The following is a 14,663-nucleotide window of genomic DNA, read 5'->3' on the forward strand; positions in this document are numbered from 1 at the left end:
CGACTAAAAACAGAATACGCTTAACAAAACCGAACAATAATCTGGCTTGTCACAACTTTTTTCTATTAAACCTGAGGCTTAAAATCAAGCCCTCAGGCTCAAGCGAAAATTAGCCATTGCTAACCCTAGCCTAGGCTGGCAGGAAATTTGGGATTAGTCGTTGGTATTTAAAGTCAGCCCTCGTATGATATGCGCTAGTGATTTTAGCCATAGATGAATAATTTGAACTACTTCACAAAAATTTCGGCAAGCTGTGCGGCCTTAGCGCTAATGACCCTCGCCGGCTGTGCCTCCCACAAACCGATCGACTACGCCCCCACACAGGTAGAAAGTGCTAACCAGGCAGAGGCCTGGGAGCTGCAGGGCAAGCTGGCGGTGCGCACCCCAGACGATAAATTCAGCACCAACCTCTACTGGTTTCATACCCAGACTAACGACGACCTGACCCTGACCACTATGCTAGGCACCACGGTCATGACCCTCAACAAGACCCCTAGCCAGGCGAGCCTAGAGATCGAAGACAAGGTGTATCAGAATAGCGATGCCGAAGACCTGCTCAGGCGCCTCACCGGCTGGTCAATACCGGTCGACACCCTGCCCCTGTGGATCACGGGGCAGGTTTCCGCTCAGGATGAGGTGGTCGCGGTCGACGAGCAGGGGCGCCCCAAGGAGGTGCTCAACCACACGGGCAGCAGCCCCTGGCACGTCAGCTTCAACAGCTGGCAAGAGCAGAGCGGCGCCGAGCTGCCGAGACTGCTGCAGCTAGAGCGCGACGAAATTCGTTTAAAGCTACAGGTCAGCCAGTGGCAGGCACTGACACCCAAGCGCGCATCACAACCGGAATCGACAGATGACAAGCAATAGATCCACCGCCTGGCCGGCACCGGCTAAACTCAACCTGTTTCTCCACGTCAACGGCCGCCGCGCCGATGGCTACCACGAGCTACAGACCCTGTTTCAGTTTATCGACTACTGCGACTACCTGGATTTTGCCGTCAACGACAGCGGCAGCCTCACCCTGCATTCCGAGATGGAAGCTGTTGTTGCAAATAGCGATAACTTAATTCTAAAAGCTGCAAAATCTTTGCAGGAGTACACAGGCACCCATCAAGGCGCCGAGATCTGGCTGGATAAAAAACTGCCAATGGGCGGCGGCATAGGTGGCGGCTCATCCGATGCGGCCACCACACTGGTCGCCCTGAATCATCTGTGGCAGACTCAATTATCACAGGATGAACTGGCAAAGATAGGCCTGTCTCTCGGTGCTGATGTCCCTGTTTTTATTAATGGTTTAGCGGCATTTGCCGAAGGGGTCGGCGAGAAGTTGATCCCGGTCGAGGCGCCGGAAAATTGGTACCTGATCCTGACCCCGGATGTTCACGTTTCCACCGCCGAGGTGTTTAACGATCCCCTGCTGCCACGGGATACGCCTAAGCTCTCCATGGATGATTTAATGAGCAGCGACTGGCACAACGATTGCCAACCCAGAGTCGCCGAGCGATACCCCCAAGTTGCCAAAGCATTGGCGTGGCTGATAGAATATGCGCCGTCCAGAATGACGGGGACCGGAGCATGTGTATTCGGTATCTTCGACACACGCCAGCAGGCAGAGCATGTTTTTGCCAAATTGCCGGCGGGTTTGTGCGGTTTCATCGCCAAGGGGACAAATAAATCACCATTAGTGTTGCGGTTAACGCAGCACTAAGTTCATGCGGGATAGCCTAGGTTATCCCGACAATTACAATGAAGCATACGCCTGAGGTCCATACAGTGCCTGACATTAAACTATTTGCTGGTAACGCAACCCCCAGTCTCGCCAAGAAGATAGCAGATCGCCTATTTTGTAAACTCGGAGACGCTGAGGTTGGCGTTTTCAGTGACGGTGAAATCAGTGTCCAGATTAACGAAAATGTACGTGGGGCGGATGTATTTATCATTCAATCTACGTGTGCACCTACTAACGATAACCTGATGGAACTTATCGTTATGGTAGACGCGTTACGTCGCGCATCTGCTGGCCGTATTACTGCGGTTATTCCTTACTTCGGTTACGCTCGTCAAGACCGTCGTGTACGCAGTGCTCGTGTACCTATTACCGCTAAGGTAGTCGCCGACTTCCTATCAAGCGTTGGTGTTGACCGCGTATTGACCTGTGACCTGCACGCCGAGCAGATCCAGGGCTTCTTCGATGTACCTGTAGATAACGTATTCGGTAGCCCTGTGCTGCTGGAAGACATGCTGGCTAAGCAGCTGGACAACCCAGTCGTGGTTTCACCAGACATTGGTGGTGTGGTACGTGCACGCGCCGTAGCCAAGCTACTGGACGACTCAGATCTGGCTATCATCGACAAGCGTCGCCCACAGGCAAACGTTGCTCAGGTGATGCACATCATTGGTGACGTTCAAGGCCGCGACTGCATCATAGTCGACGACATGATCGACACTGGCGGTACCCTGTGTAAAGCAGCCGAAGCACTTAAAGAGCACGGTGCTAACCGCGTATTCGCCTACGCCACTCACCCAGTATTCTCAGGCAACGCGCCTAAGAACATCGCCGAGTCTGTGATCGATGAAGTGATTGTGACCGACACCATCCCACTAAGTGAAGAGATGGCGGCACTGGATAAAGTGACTCAGCTGACCATGTCTAGCGTGATGGCCGAAGCTATCCGCCGCGTAAGCAACGAAGAGTCTATCTCTGCGATGTTTAAGCACTAATCACAAGCTTCAAGGGTAACGAAAAAAGCCACTCAATCGAGTGGCTTTTTTGTATCTAGCATGACTTAGTGTCAGCGAATGCTTATCTATGCCTACTCTTATCTGACCGTGCGCCTCAAGGCGTCATCACGCACCGCCAGGGTAAGATCATAGGCGATGGTGCGGCGCAGTTTGACCAGCCAGCCACTGACCTTGTCCATGTCGACGTCACAATTCTTGGTGCAGCCTTCGCGCTTGGCATCGATCAGCGTGATGGCGATGCCCTTGTCACTCTCAACCAGCTCGACGTTTATCTCGTAGGTCTTGTAGCTCAGTCTGGCGAAGCGTTTGTCCCCCTCACGCTCGAAGCGCCAGTGGTTGCGAGACACGGCCTTGTCCAGCATATCGTCGTAATCTGCCACATAGCTGCCCAGTGGAATAGGATCTTGATAGAGGTGCAGCCCCTGTGCCTGCAATGGCGCTGCAAGGCTTAGACCTATGAGCATTCCTAGCATAATCTTTTTCATCTTCACGCTTCCTTAACGCATTTGCAGCTGTCTGGCGATGCTGGCTCTGAGGTTCTTGATGTAGTTGAAGTAGCCTCGGCCATTCTTATAGCAGATCCCGTCGATAAGATTTGCGCACTGATAATCGCCCAGGGCATCTTGATACTTGAGCTGCACCAGGGACTCGTCGTATTCGATGCGCATCACATTGGTGTCGCCGCGATAGTCGAAGCGCGCCAGAATATAACCCTCGCCCTCGCCGTCATACACCCAGGCGAAGCCCTTGGTATTCAGCATGCCCATCAGGATGGCGTAGCGGGTCTTATCTAACCCTATGTTATGGGTCTCTATCTCTTGATGCACCGCGCGAATATAGCGGTCTGAAGACTTAGGCTTGGTGTTTTGTTTTATCGTTAGCGCGCTGGGCTGTGCCAGCACCAGAGGGCTAATCATAAAAGAGCTAAGCGCCAGCAGGCTCAGGCCGCAGACTAATGTTTTAATGCTCAAGGTTGTCACTCCCTGTGATAATAAAAAACTCATGCTATCACAGGGGCCTAGCAGCGACTAGCCAGTTAGATCAAAGCTTGAGTCGGCTTGTGACTTGAGGGCTTCACGCAAGGATTGAAGCGACGCTTAAATCTCGAATCAGAGGGGGCAGATTCTGGCCTGACAGGCAACTGATAGATAAACAAATGACGGATAGGTAAAAGACAGATACAAAAAAGCCTGTCACTTGGACAGGCTCTTTGCAATCTTAATAATGGTACGGGAGGAGAGACTTGAACTCTCACACCTTGCGGCACCAGAACCTAAATCTGGCGTGTCTACCAATTCCACCACTCCCGCATCGCTTTACATCTGATTAGATGGCTTAGTTTAACATCTTAAGCTAGATAAAAATGGCTGGGGTACTAGGATTCGAACCTAGGAATGCCGAGATCAAAACCCGGTGCCTTACCGCTTGGCGATACCCCAACAAGCTCGGCTTAGATTACAGGATACACCTATAACCTCAAATAATGGTACGGGAGGAGAGACTTGAACTCTCACACCTTGCGGCACCAGAACCTAAATCTGGCGTGTCTACCAATTCCACCACTCCCGCTTAGCATCTAGTTTTATATCTTGATGAAGATTCTAGTCATATGTCTGAGCCGAGGCTCAACTAACTAGCAGACCTCAAGTTTTACATCTTGAGCAGATGGCGCCGATAACGGCGGATTTACCTGAAATAAGATGGTAGCTATGGCGGGACTTGAACCTGCGACCCCAGCATTATGAGTGCTGTGCTCTAACCAGCTGAGCTACATAGCCACATTTATCTTACTGATAAATGGCTGGGGTACTAGGATTCGAACCTAGGAATGCCGAGATCAAAACCCGGTGCCTTACCGCTTGGCGATACCCCAAGAATCAAATTAAGCAAGAGGAAAATGGCTGGGGTACTAGGATTCGAACCTAGGAATGCCGAGATCAAAACCCGGTGCCTTACCGCTTGGCGATACCCCAATTTTCTTGCTTAAGACTAAAGGTAGACAACCTCTAGTCAAAAATAAATGGTACGGGAGGAGAGACTTGAACTCTCACACCTTGCGGCACCAGAACCTAAATCTGGCGTGTCTACCAATTCCACCACTCCCGCACTGCTTCTAGTTTTACATCTTGAACAGATGATGGCGTCTGCCACTATCAATTTTACATCTTGAAAGGATGGTAGCTATGGCGGGACTTGAACCTGCGACCCCAGCATTATGAGTGCTGTGCTCTAACCAGCTGAGCTACATAGCCATCGATATTTCGCGCCCCTCTTGCTGAGGAACGGGGCGTATTATGCTTATTCAGCGTAGGCAGGTCAACAGCTTTTTTTCGCTAATTTAAACTATCTTAGCCGTTCGCCTATAAACTCACCAAAGTGAACAGGCCTTATGCAATTCGCCCCTAAAAACCTGCAATTAACGCCTATTTTTCCCCATGGGAGAAAGCAAAACGGCCCGATATGAGTATCGAGCCGCCTAAGCGTTTATTGGTTTTCGCCGCCAAGAACGACGTCAACCGCTAAACGTTGAAGAGGAAATGCATCACATCGCCATCTTTAACCACATAGGTCTTACCTTCGACGCGCAGTTTACCCGCTTCTTTGGCACCTGCCTCACCCTTGTAGGCGATGAAATCGTCATAAGACATCACCTGGGCACGAATGAAGCCACGTTCGAAGTCGGTGTGGATAACGCCAGCCGCCTGCGGCGCACAGGCGCCAACTGGCACTGTCCAGGCGCGAACCTCTTTCACACCGGCGGTAAAGTAGGTGTGCAGATCCAGCAGTTCGTAACCGGCGCGGATCACGCGATCTAGACCAGGCTCTTCCAGGCCAAGGTCGGCCATGAACTCGTCACGGTCTTCAGGATCCATCTCGGCCAACTCAGATTCGATAGCCGCACACACGGCCACGACTACCGCATTCTCTTTCGCCGCGATCTCGCGTACCGCATCCAGGTGTGGGTTGTTCTCGAAACCATCTTCGGCAACGTTAGCGATATACATGGTTGGCTTGAGGGTCAGGAAGTTAAGGTAGTTAACCGCCGCCAACTCCTCTTTGCTCAGATCCATAGAGCGCAGCATGTGACCTTCATCCAGTACTGGGCGCATCTTCTCGAGTACGCTCACCTCGAACTTAGCATCTTTGTCGCCGCCCTTGGCACGCTTTTGCTGACGCAAGATGGCGCGCTCGCAAGAATCTAAGTCAGCCAGTGCCAGTTCGGTGTTGATCACCTCGATGTCGCTCGCAGGCGAAACCTTGTTGGCGACGTGTACGATATTCTCATCTTCGAAACAACGCACCACGTGACCGATAGCATCGGTTTCACGAATGTTTGCCAGGAACTTGTTACCCAGGCCTTCCCCTTTCGAGGCACCGGCTACCAGGCCGGCGATATCGACGAATTCCATGGTAGTCGGCAGAACACGTTCAGGCTTAACGATTTCCGCCAGGGCCTCCAAACGTGGATCCGGCACAGGTACCACACCCGTGTTAGGCTCGATCGTACAAAACGGGAAGTTTGACGCTTCGATACCCGCCTTAGTCAAGGCGTTGAACAGAGTCGATTTACCTACGTTTGGTAGGCCGACGATGCCACATTTAAAACCCATATTATTACCTTTATTTAATTAACCTTATCGCCGAGGCGATAATGAAGCTGTTCATTGCCGACGAATCGACTCAACCGGCCTTGTAAGAGTGCAACCTGTGCATCGCCTTACTCATGTCTTCCTTAAAGAGCACCTCGGTGGCGCGCACCGCCTCGTCAATCACCTCTTCGATGAGGCGTTGCTCGGTCTGCGGCGCCTTACCCAGCACATAGTTGCTGACCATGCTCTTGTCGCCTGGATGGCCAATGCCAATCCGCAGGCGATAGAAACCTTTGTCGTTTGCGAGCTTGGCGATGATGTCTTTGAGGCCATTATGGCCACCATGACCGCCGCCCAACTTAAACTTAGCCACACCTGGAGGCATATCCAGCTCATCGTGAGCCACTAAGATCTCATCGGGAGCAATACGAAAGAAGTTTGCCAAGGCCGCCACCGACTTACCACTGAGGTTCATAAAGGTGGTTGGGATCAAAAGGCGCACATCTTTACCGTACAGGGTCGCCCTTGCGGTCAGGCCATAGTATTTGCTGTCGGCCACCAGGCTGACACCGCATACCCGTGCCAGCTCGTTGACATACCATGCACCTGCGTTGTGCCGAGTCTGCTCATATTTGTCGCCTGGATTAGCCAAGCCTACGATAAGCTTTATATTGCTCATTTCACCCTTGTCCATTCGCAAGTGCCAATAAAAAACGCGGCATTTTAGCACTCAATCGAGTCGGCAACAAATTTATCCCAGACAAGGGCAATATGGCCGGAGCTTATAGCCCCATGGCGTATTTCAGCACCTTCTGCTTGATGGGCCCGTCTATGTTAGCCAGCTTGAGGGCGCCGTTTCTAAGCAGTTTCAGCGGCAACAGCTCGTTACTAAAGCCGGCGTAGAAGAGATCCATGGTGGTCATCATCAGCTGATTGTCGGTGTAACGCTTAGCCTGATAGGCCTTGAGTACCTCGTTATCCCACCAACATTTATGGTTAGCGATGGCATCGGCGAAGGTGTCTATCAGGGCGCTGACATCCTTAAAACCCAGGTTGACGCCCTGGCCGGCCAGCGGGTTGATGGTATGGGCGGCGTCCCCCAAGATGACCAGGTGATCGTCAAAGTAGCGCTGGGCGTGGCGACGGGTCAGCTTGAAGCTTCCCTTAGAGAGCACCTTAAACTCACGCGCCAGACGTTTAGGAAAATGGGCATCTATCTGCTCATACAGCGCCTGATTGCTTAGGCTTTGTAGCTGAGCGATACGACTGGCATCGTCGTACCACACCAGGGAGGCGTGCTTACCCGGCAGCGGCAACAGGGAGCGCGGCCCCTTAGGGGTAAACTGCTGCCAGGTGACATCCTGCTCGTCCTGCTCGGTGGCGATATTGATCAGCATGGCCGACTGGGCGTAATCCCAACCCGTCACGCCGATCCCTGCCCACTGGCGTACCTGAGAGTTGGCGCCATCGGCCCCCACCAACAGCCGCGTCTCTATCTCGCTACCATCCTCCAGGGTGAGGCGAATGCCGCCTTCCATGCGGGCAAACTGGCTGACCTTTGCAGGGCAGAGCAGACTGAGATTGTCATGTCGGTCAAATTGTTGCCACAGGGCCAGCTGCACCAGACGGTTCTCGACGATATGACCAAGGTGAGAGGCGCCAATCTGGTCGCTATGAAACTGGGTGATGCAGCCTTCCATCTCCCAGGTCTCCAGACCTTTGTAGGCCACCTGACGCATCTCGCCGAGTGCAGTCAAGGCGTCGAGGCGCTCGAGCAACTGCTCTGAGGCCACGCTGATGGCCGATACCCTAAGATCCAGTTCCTGCTCACTGTCGTAGGCCTTGGGCACATAGGCCTCAACCATCGCCACCGACAGGCCAAGCTGCGCCAACCCGAGGGCCGTCGCCGCCCCCACCATACCGCCGCCTAACACGACAACATCTTTCACTAAGGTCTTGCGCTGGTTCTGACTCACCTTGGGTTCGACTCCCTACTTCTTATTACCAAATATGTCACATCGACGGATTGCGTGTATAAATGTTACCAGGCAGGCAACTACTCACACTCAGTTACAAAGGCGCGGCGCATAACGCCATTTGCGACTTTACACTCTCAGTTCACAGCTAACTTGCAATACAGCTAACCATTACTGCTGAGTGTCACGGAGTGTCCTATGAAAAAGTTACTGCTAGCCAGCCTAATCACCGCCGCCAGTCTAATCTCGGCCTCGGCCCTTGCCGCGCCCACCTCTGGGATGGAGAGGATTACTGTAACCTATCGCAACTCGCTTGATTATGCCCTATATCAATATACGATTGAATTAATGAGCCATTATAGGGCGGAGATCCAAACAAGCATACAGCGTCAGGCCAAAAACAGCAGCCAGGCGATGGCCGATGCCTTCTTTACTCAGACGCCCGAGGCGCAGGTCGCCCTGGTGGATTTCCCGGTCAAAGGATCCGCGCGCACCGAGTAAATTCACCCTTATGACGTGCAAAAGCTAGCCAGCAGGCGGCGCAGAGGGTAAAATGTCGCGCTATTTTTCCCAGTAGTTGCAACAACGGCGCAAAACTGATGAGTAAGAAACTCCACATTAAAACCTGGGGCTGTCAGATGAATGAGTATGACTCATCAAAGATGGCCGACCTGCTCGACGAATATCAAGGCTACACCTTGACCGAAGAGGCCGAGGAAGCAGATGTACTGCTACTCAATACCTGCTCGATTCGCGAAAAAGCACAGGAAAAAGTATTCCACCAGCTGGGTCGCTGGAAGACGCTAAAAGACAAGAACCCTAACCTTATCATAGGTGTAGGTGGCTGTGTGGCGTCTCAAGAAGGTAAGGCAATCAAAGATAGAGCTCAGTGTGTCGACCTGATCTTCGGCCCACAGACGCTACATCGTCTGCCTGAGATGATCGAACAGATCCAGCAAGGCGGCAAAGCCGTCATCGACGTCAGCTTCCCCGAGATTGAAAAGTTCGACCGCCTGCCAGAGCCGCGCGCCGAGGGCCCGAGCGCCTTCGTCTCCATCATGGAAGGCTGTAGCAAGTATTGCTCTTTCTGCGTGGTGCCCTACACACGCGGTGAAGAGGTGAGCCGTCCGGTGGACGACGTGATCCTAGAGATCGCCCAGCTCGCCGAGCAAGGCGTGCGTGAGGTTAACCTGCTAGGTCAGAACGTGAACGCCTATCGCGGCGCGACCCACGATGACGATATCTGTACCTTCGCCGAGCTGCTACGTTATGTGGCCGCCATCGACGGTATCGATCGTATTCGTTTCACCACCAGCCACCCGATCGAGTTTACCCAAGACATCATCGACGTGTATGAAGATACGCCTGAACTGGTGAGCTTCCTGCATCTGCCGGTGCAATCTGGTTCGGATCTTATCCTCACCCAGATGAAGCGTGGCCACATGGCTATCGAATACAAATCGATCATCCGTCGTCTGCGTAAGGCCAGACCCGACATTCAGATCAGCTCTGACTTCATCGTCGGCTTCCCTGGCGAGTCTAAGCAGGACTTCGCCGATACCATGAAGCTGATTGAAGATGTGCAGTTCGACCACAGCTTCAGCTTCATCTACAGCGCACGCCCGGGTACACCGGCATCGGATCTGCCCGACGATGTCTCGCTGGATGAGAAGAAGGAGCGCCTGGCGATTCTGCAAGACAGAATCACCCAGCAGGCGATGCGCTACAGCCGCCAGATGCTAGGCACAGTGCAGCGTATCCTGGTAGAAGGCCCATCGGTGAAGAACCCTATGGAGCTGCGTGGCCGCACCGAAAACAACCGAGTAGTGAACTTCGAAGCCGATCCTAAGCACATAGGTAGCTTCGTCGACGTCGAGATCGTCGATGTGTTTACCAACTCGCTGCGTGGCAAATTCATTCGCGGCGAAGATGAGATGGACCTGCGCCGTGACCTGCGTCCATCAGACATCCTGGCCAAGCATAAGAAAGATGACGATCTTGGGGTGACACAGTTTATCCCTTAGGCATCTCTAAAATGCGAATTGAAAGCGACCCCAGGGTCGCTTTTTTATTGCGCATTTCTATCGTGCATTTTTACTGCGCCTTGAATCCATAAACCTTTTAAGGGCGGCGAGTTTTCGATCAAATGGTGTAATCAAATAGCATTAGCAATTAAACTTAATGCCTCGTAAACTGTCACTATAGTCTGTCGGGCATGACACCCGACGGCACACGCATTCACGACAAACGCAACTGGAGCTATTTTTGTCAAACAAACTCACCACGCTCAATCTGTATCTCGAGCCGTCTGATACCCGTAGGCTAGCCTCACTCTGCGGCCCCTTTGATGACAACATCAAACAACTCGAGCGTCGCATCGGCGTCGAGATCAACTATCGCAATAACCATTTTCAAATTGTCGGTCAGGCCCGCAACTGCCTGACGGTCAATAACCTGCTCAAAGAGCTCTATATCGAGACGCAGCCGGTACGCGGCAGCACGCCAGACCTCGAGCCCGATAAAGTGCACATGGCGATACAAGAGGCGATCGCCCTGGAGGCCGACGCCCCCCGCGACGACAAAGAGCTATATATCAAGACCAAGCGCGGCGTGGTCAAGCCCCGCAACCCTAACCAGAGCGATTATGTCGCCAACATAGTGCGCCACGACATCACCTTCGGTATCGGCCCGGCCGGTACGGGTAAGACCTACCTGGCGGTCGCCGCAGCGGTCGATGCCCTGGAGCGTCAGGAAGTGAGACGCATACTGCTGACTCGCCCTGCGGTCGAGGCAGGAGAGAAGCTCGGCTTCCTGCCTGGCGATCTCAGCCAGAAGGTCGACCCTTACCTGCGCCCCCTGTATGACGCCTTGTTTGAGATGATGGGTTTCGAGAAGGTCGAGCGCCTGATCGAGCGCAGCGTCATCGAAGTCGCGCCCCTGGCCTACATGCGTGGCCGTACCCTGAATGATGCCTTCATCATCCTGGACGAGAGTCAGAATACCACGGTAGAACAGATGAAGATGTTCCTCACCCGTATCGGCTTCAACTCCCGCGCGGTGATCACCGGCGACATCACTCAGATCGACCTGCCCAAGCATCAGAAGTCTGGTCTGCGCCATGCCATCGAGGTGCTTAGCGAAGTCGACGAGGTGAGCTTTAACTTCTTCCAGGCCAAGGATGTGGTGCGCCACCCCGTGGTTGCCCGTATCGTCGAGGCCTACGAGGCGCACGATCAGAAGGTAGCCAGCGAAAAGGCCAAGCGTGAGAGCCAGTTTAAGGCGGAGGAGCCTAAGCACCATGATGCCTGATAGCCCAATAGCACTGCACCTAGATCTGCAGGTTGCGACCCAGGCCGAACAATTGCCGAGCCAGGAAGAGTTCGAGTCTTGGGTACGTCTGGCCCTTGGCAATGCCATGCCCGAGGCCGAGATGACCATACGCCTGGTGGATGAGGCTGAAAGTCAGCAGTTAAATCATACCTATAGAGGCAAAGACAAGCCGACAAATGTGCTATCATTCCCGTTCGAGTCGCCGCCTGAGGTTGAACTGCCTCTGCTGGGCGACTTAGTTATCTGTGTGCCTGTGGTCGAGCAGGAGGCTGAGATCCAAGGAAAAAGCCTTACAGCCCACTGGGCCCACATGGTTGTACATGGTTGTCTGCATCTGCTAGGGTATGATCATATTATCGATAGCGAAGCAGAAGAAATGGAGTCTTTAGAGACTCAACTTATTGAAAGTTTGGGATTTCCCAATCCTTACAAGGAGCAATAGCCGGCCAATTCTGGTCAGGAAATTACTATGAGTGACGATAACCCACCGAGTAGCAACGCCCATAAGAAGGGCTGGTTTGAAAAAGTAAGTCAGTTATTCCAGGGCGAACCACAGAGTCGCGACGAGTTAGTGGAGGTGATCCACGACGCTGAACAGAGAGAAGTGATCAGCGAAGACACGCGCGAAATGATTAAAGGTGTTTTAGAAGTCTCCGATCTGCGCGTGCGTGACATCATGATCCCACGGGCACAAATTGTGGCGCTAAAAATAGACAACACGGTAGAGGAGCTGCTGTCGACCGTCATAGGCTCGGCCCATTCCCGCTTCCCCGTGGTCAACGAAGATAAAGATCATATCGAAGGCATACTGCTGGCTAAAGACCTGTTGCAGTATGGCTTTAAAAATAACGACGAGCCCTTTTCCCTCGAGCAGGTGATCCGTCCGGCCGTCGTGGTGCCAGAGAGCAAACGTGTCGACGTGCTCCTGAAGGAATTCCGTTCCCAGCGTTACCATATGGCGATCGTCGTCGATGAATATGGTGGCGTTTCCGGTCTGGTCACCATCGAGGATATTCTCGAAGAGATCGTCGGCGAGATCGAAGATGAGTTCGATCACGACTCCGCCGAAGAGACAGAGATCCGCAAGGTGGGCAAACAGATCTATATGGTCAAGGCACTAACCCCTATCGACGACTTCAACGAGACCTTCGGCACTCAGTTTAGTGACGAAGAGTTCGATACCGTCGGCGGCCTGGTCTCCCACGCCTTTGGCCACCTGCCCGAGCGCAACGAGAAGATCACCATAGATGAGATTGAATTTAAGGTGATTAGCGCCGACACCCGCAGGCTGGTTCAGCTCAGGGTGAAACTTCCCGATCCCCAGACCGAAGAAGAAAACGCGTAAACCTTCGGTCCCCTGATGAGGCTATAATGCTGCTACGACTTAGGGCAATTGCCCATCATCCTGTAATACGGCTGGTACTCGCCTATCTGGCAGGTGCCAGTACCGCACTGGCTTTCGCCCCCTATGCACTTTGGCCCATCTATCCGCTGGCCATGGCGTTCGCTCTCGGGCACAGTCGCCGGCTTACCCCGAAACAGACATTTCTCTACTGGCTAAGCTTCGGCTTTGGCTGTTTCTCTGTGGGGATCAGCTGGGTGCATGTCAGCATAGACACCTACGGTGGCCTGCCGCTTATCGCCTCACTGGGTCTGATGGCCATCCTGGCCCTCTACCTGGCGCTCTACCCGGCGCTGGCGGCCTACCTCAGCATCAAGCTGGTGCCTAAGTCGCTCACACTGCGCTTTCTCGCCGTCTTCCCCGCCGCCTGGGTGCTGACCGAGTGGGCCAGAGGCTGGGTGCTGACCGGATTCCCCTGGCTCTGGGGCGGCTATAGCCAAACCAATGGACCACTGGCGCCCCTTGCCAGCAACATAGGCGCCCTGGGGCTCAGCCTTGTCCTAGCCATGATCGCCGGCGCCTTAGCCCTCGCCTTTACCCATAGCACTGATAGGCTGGACTCAAATGGAGTGAGCTCAAATGGGCCGCGCTCATTTAGCTTGCGAGTAGCACCGCTGCTCCTTATCGCCGCCCTTGCCGGCCTGGGGGCTTTCGCCAGCGCGCAACTATCGCCCATTACCCCTACGGGCAAGTCGGTCAAGGTGGCGCTGGTGCAGGGCAACATCGCCCAGAGCATGAAATGGCAGCCCGAGGCGCTCTGGCCCACCATGATTAAGTATATGGATCTCTCAAGGCCGTCGCTGGCCGACACCGACCTTTTTATCTGGCCTGAGGCGGCGATCCCCGCCCCCGAGTATATGGTGGAAGAGTTTCTCGACAACGCCAACAAGGTCGCCAACCTGAATAACAGCGCCATCATCACGGGCATCATCAGCAAGCAGCAGAATCGCTTCTATAACTCGCTGATCGTCCTGGGTAACCACCAGCAGCTACAACAAGAGAGCGCCGATTATCGCGGCGATGGCAGCAACGAGTTTCGTAAGCACCATCTGCTGCCCATCGGCGAGTTTGTGCCGCTGGAAGATCTGCTCAGGCCGCTGGCGCCCTTCTTTAACCTGCCCATGTCCTCCTTCGCCAGAGGCGACTTCCAGCAGCCTAACCTAGACGCCGTAGGGCATCAGCTGGCGCCGGCCATCTGTTATGAAATAGCCTTCCCCGAGCAGCTCAGAGCTAACGTCAATGCCGGTACAGAGCTGCTACTCACCGTCTCCAACGATGCCTGGTTCGGCCGCTCAAATGGGCCGTTGCAGCACATGGAGATCGCCCAGATGCGCGCCATCGAACTGGGCAGGCCGCTACTAAGAGCTACCAACAATGGCGTCACCGCCGTGGTCGACCCACAGGGCAAGATCACCCACAGCCTGCCGCAGTTTGAAACCGGAGTGCTCAAGGCCGAGGTGCCGCTGGTGTCCGGCAGCACGGGCTTCGCCCACTGGGGCCAGACGCCACTCCTGCTGCTGTGCACCATCATCTTAATCGGCGCCGTGATCCGCAGACTAAGGCTCTAGCTCTAGCTCTAGATTTAGTGCTATAACTGGCCCTCCAACATTTTTCGAACAGATATAA

14 protein-coding genes and 8 tRNA genes are annotated in these 14,663 nt (G+C 53.8%); 9 read left to right on the top strand and 13 right to left on the bottom strand.

Annotation, left to right across the window (positions count from 1 at the left end; all coding sequences use genetic code 11):
- The first annotated feature begins 213 nt into the window (after positions 1–213).
- From lolB to K0I63_RS15080, 3 genes are all read left to right on the top strand, one after another.
- Positions 214–864, top strand: a complete 651-nt coding sequence (gene lolB / locus K0I63_RS15070) for a lipoprotein insertase outer membrane protein LolB (RefSeq protein ID WP_220081552.1) — start codon at positions 214–216, stop codon at positions 862–864.
- A complete protein-coding gene (gene ispE, locus K0I63_RS15075; protein ID WP_220081553.1) occupies positions 851–1,705 on the top strand; it encodes a 4-(cytidine 5'-diphospho)-2-C-methyl-D-erythritol kinase in 855 nt (284 codons plus the stop codon). Before lolB ends, ispE begins: the two co-directional genes overlap by 14 nt.
- 65 nt (positions 1,706–1,770) lie before the next feature.
- Positions 1,771–2,718, top strand: a complete 948-nt coding sequence (locus tag K0I63_RS15080; protein ID WP_041407381.1) for a ribose-phosphate pyrophosphokinase — start codon at positions 1,771–1,773, stop codon at positions 2,716–2,718.
- Between the two features lie 98 nt (positions 2,719–2,816).
- Here K0I63_RS15080 and K0I63_RS15085 read toward each other — a convergent pair whose 3' ends face one another.
- The 13 genes from K0I63_RS15085 to K0I63_RS15145 all read right to left on the bottom strand — a co-directional run bounded on the left by K0I63_RS15085 (position 2,817) and on the right by K0I63_RS15145 (position 8,248).
- Positions 2,817–3,224, bottom strand: a complete 408-nt coding sequence (locus K0I63_RS15085) for a hypothetical protein (RefSeq protein WP_220081554.1) — start codon at positions 3,222–3,224, stop codon at positions 2,817–2,819.
- Between the two features lie 12 nt (positions 3,225–3,236).
- A complete protein-coding gene (locus K0I63_RS15090; RefSeq protein ID WP_258406840.1) occupies positions 3,237–3,719 on the bottom strand; it encodes a hypothetical protein in 483 nt (160 codons plus the stop codon).
- Positions 3,720–3,964: 245 nt separating this feature from the next.
- Positions 3,965–4,049, bottom strand: a tRNA-Leu gene (locus K0I63_RS15095).
- Positions 4,050–4,103: 54 nt separating this feature from the next.
- A tRNA-Gln gene (locus K0I63_RS15100) sits at positions 4,104–4,178 on the bottom strand.
- 45 nt (positions 4,179–4,223) lie between these two features.
- Positions 4,224–4,308 (bottom strand) — tRNA-Leu (locus K0I63_RS15105).
- Between the two features lie 132 nt (positions 4,309–4,440).
- Positions 4,441–4,517, bottom strand: a tRNA-Met gene (locus K0I63_RS15110).
- Between the two features lie 20 nt (positions 4,518–4,537).
- Positions 4,538–4,612: transfer RNA gene (locus tag K0I63_RS15115), tRNA-Gln, on the bottom strand.
- Positions 4,613–4,637: 25 nt separating this feature from the next.
- Positions 4,638–4,712, bottom strand: a tRNA-Gln gene (locus K0I63_RS15120).
- 48 nt (positions 4,713–4,760) lie between these two features.
- Positions 4,761–4,845: transfer RNA gene (locus tag K0I63_RS15125), tRNA-Leu, on the bottom strand.
- 69 nt (positions 4,846–4,914) lie between these two features.
- A tRNA-Met gene (locus K0I63_RS15130) sits at positions 4,915–4,991 on the bottom strand.
- A 267-nt stretch (positions 4,992–5,258) separates the two neighbouring features.
- The gene (gene ychF, locus K0I63_RS15135) at positions 5,259–6,350 is read right to left on the bottom strand and encodes a redox-regulated ATPase YchF (protein WP_220081555.1); all 1,092 of its coding nucleotides are present in this window, start codon (positions 6,348–6,350) and stop codon (positions 5,259–5,261) included.
- Positions 6,351–6,420: 70 nt separating this feature from the next.
- Positions 6,421–7,008 (bottom strand): aminoacyl-tRNA hydrolase, encoded by a 588-nt coding sequence (gene pth, locus K0I63_RS15140; RefSeq protein ID WP_220043130.1) that lies wholly within the window; start codon positions 7,006–7,008, stop codon positions 6,421–6,423.
- A gap of 103 nt (positions 7,009–7,111) precedes the next feature.
- Positions 7,112–8,248, bottom strand: a complete 1,137-nt coding sequence (locus K0I63_RS15145) for an FAD-dependent monooxygenase (protein ID WP_434086802.1) — start codon at positions 8,246–8,248, stop codon at positions 7,112–7,114.
- Positions 8,249–8,503: 255 nt separating this feature from the next.
- Here K0I63_RS15145 and K0I63_RS15150 point away from each other — a divergent pair, with 255 nt between their 5' ends.
- From K0I63_RS15150 to lnt, 6 genes are all read left to right on the top strand, one after another.
- Complete coding sequence (locus K0I63_RS15150; RefSeq protein WP_220078912.1) at positions 8,504–8,806, top strand: hypothetical protein; 303 nt, start codon at positions 8,504–8,506, stop codon at positions 8,804–8,806.
- Between the two features lie 98 nt (positions 8,807–8,904).
- On the top strand, positions 8,905–10,329 hold the full coding sequence (gene miaB / locus K0I63_RS15155) for a tRNA (N6-isopentenyl adenosine(37)-C2)-methylthiotransferase MiaB (RefSeq protein ID WP_011866720.1): 1,425 nt from the start codon (positions 8,905–8,907) through the stop codon (positions 10,327–10,329).
- Positions 10,330–10,570: 241 nt separating this feature from the next.
- Entirely contained in the window at positions 10,571–11,614 is a 1,044-nt protein-coding gene (locus K0I63_RS15160; protein WP_144203653.1) for a PhoH family protein, read from the top strand.
- Positions 11,604–12,077, top strand: a complete 474-nt coding sequence (gene ybeY / locus K0I63_RS15165; protein WP_434086775.1) for an rRNA maturation RNase YbeY — start codon at positions 11,604–11,606, stop codon at positions 12,075–12,077. The genes K0I63_RS15160 and ybeY overlap by 11 nt, the downstream gene beginning before the upstream one ends.
- Positions 12,078–12,104: 27 nt before the next feature.
- Positions 12,105–12,980: a CNNM family magnesium/cobalt transport protein CorC gene (gene corC, locus K0I63_RS15170; protein WP_011866723.1), complete on the top strand. Its 876-nt coding sequence runs from the start codon at positions 12,105–12,107 to the stop codon at positions 12,978–12,980.
- A gap of 26 nt (positions 12,981–13,006) precedes the next feature.
- Positions 13,007–14,605 carry an apolipoprotein N-acyltransferase gene (gene lnt / locus K0I63_RS15175; RefSeq protein WP_220081557.1) on the top strand — a complete coding sequence of 533 codons (1,599 nt, stop codon included), beginning with the start codon at positions 13,007–13,009 and terminating at the stop codon, positions 14,603–14,605.
- The last annotated feature ends 58 nt before the right edge of the window (positions 14,606–14,663 follow it).

Source organism: Shewanella rhizosphaerae, assembly GCF_019457655.1.
Lineage (GTDB): Bacteria > Pseudomonadota > Gammaproteobacteria > Enterobacterales > Shewanellaceae > Shewanella > Shewanella loihica.

Bases quoted from the DNA above. Each gene is read 5' to 3' on its own strand.
- lolB (WP_220081552.1), top strand. From the start codon at position 214: ATGAATAATTTGAACTACTTCACAAAAATTTCGGCAAGCTGTGCGGCC.
- ispE (WP_220081553.1), top strand. From the start codon at position 851: ATGACAAGCAATAGATCCACCGCCTGGCCGGCACCGGCTAAACTCAAC.
- K0I63_RS15085 (WP_220081554.1), bottom strand. From the start codon at position 3,224: ATGAAAAAGATTATGCTAGGAATGCTCATAGGTCTAAGCCTTGCAGCG.
- ychF (WP_220081555.1), bottom strand. From the start codon at position 6,350: ATGGGTTTTAAATGTGGCATCGTCGGCCTACCAAACGTAGGTAAATCG.
- pth (WP_220043130.1), bottom strand. From the start codon at position 7,008: ATGAGCAATATAAAGCTTATCGTAGGCTTGGCTAATCCAGGCGACAAA.
- K0I63_RS15145 (WP_434086802.1), bottom strand. From the start codon at position 8,248: ATGGTGGGGGCGGCGACGGCCCTCGGGTTGGCGCAGCTTGGCCTGTCG.
- K0I63_RS15150 (WP_220078912.1), top strand. From the start codon at position 8,504: ATGAAAAAGTTACTGCTAGCCAGCCTAATCACCGCCGCCAGTCTAATC.
- miaB (WP_011866720.1), top strand. From the start codon at position 8,905: ATGAGTAAGAAACTCCACATTAAAACCTGGGGCTGTCAGATGAATGAG.
- ybeY (WP_434086775.1), top strand. From the start codon at position 11,604: ATGATGCCTGATAGCCCAATAGCACTGCACCTAGATCTGCAGGTTGCG.
- corC (WP_011866723.1), top strand. From the start codon at position 12,105: ATGAGTGACGATAACCCACCGAGTAGCAACGCCCATAAGAAGGGCTGG.
- lnt (WP_220081557.1), top strand. From the start codon at position 13,007: ATGCTGCTACGACTTAGGGCAATTGCCCATCATCCTGTAATACGGCTG.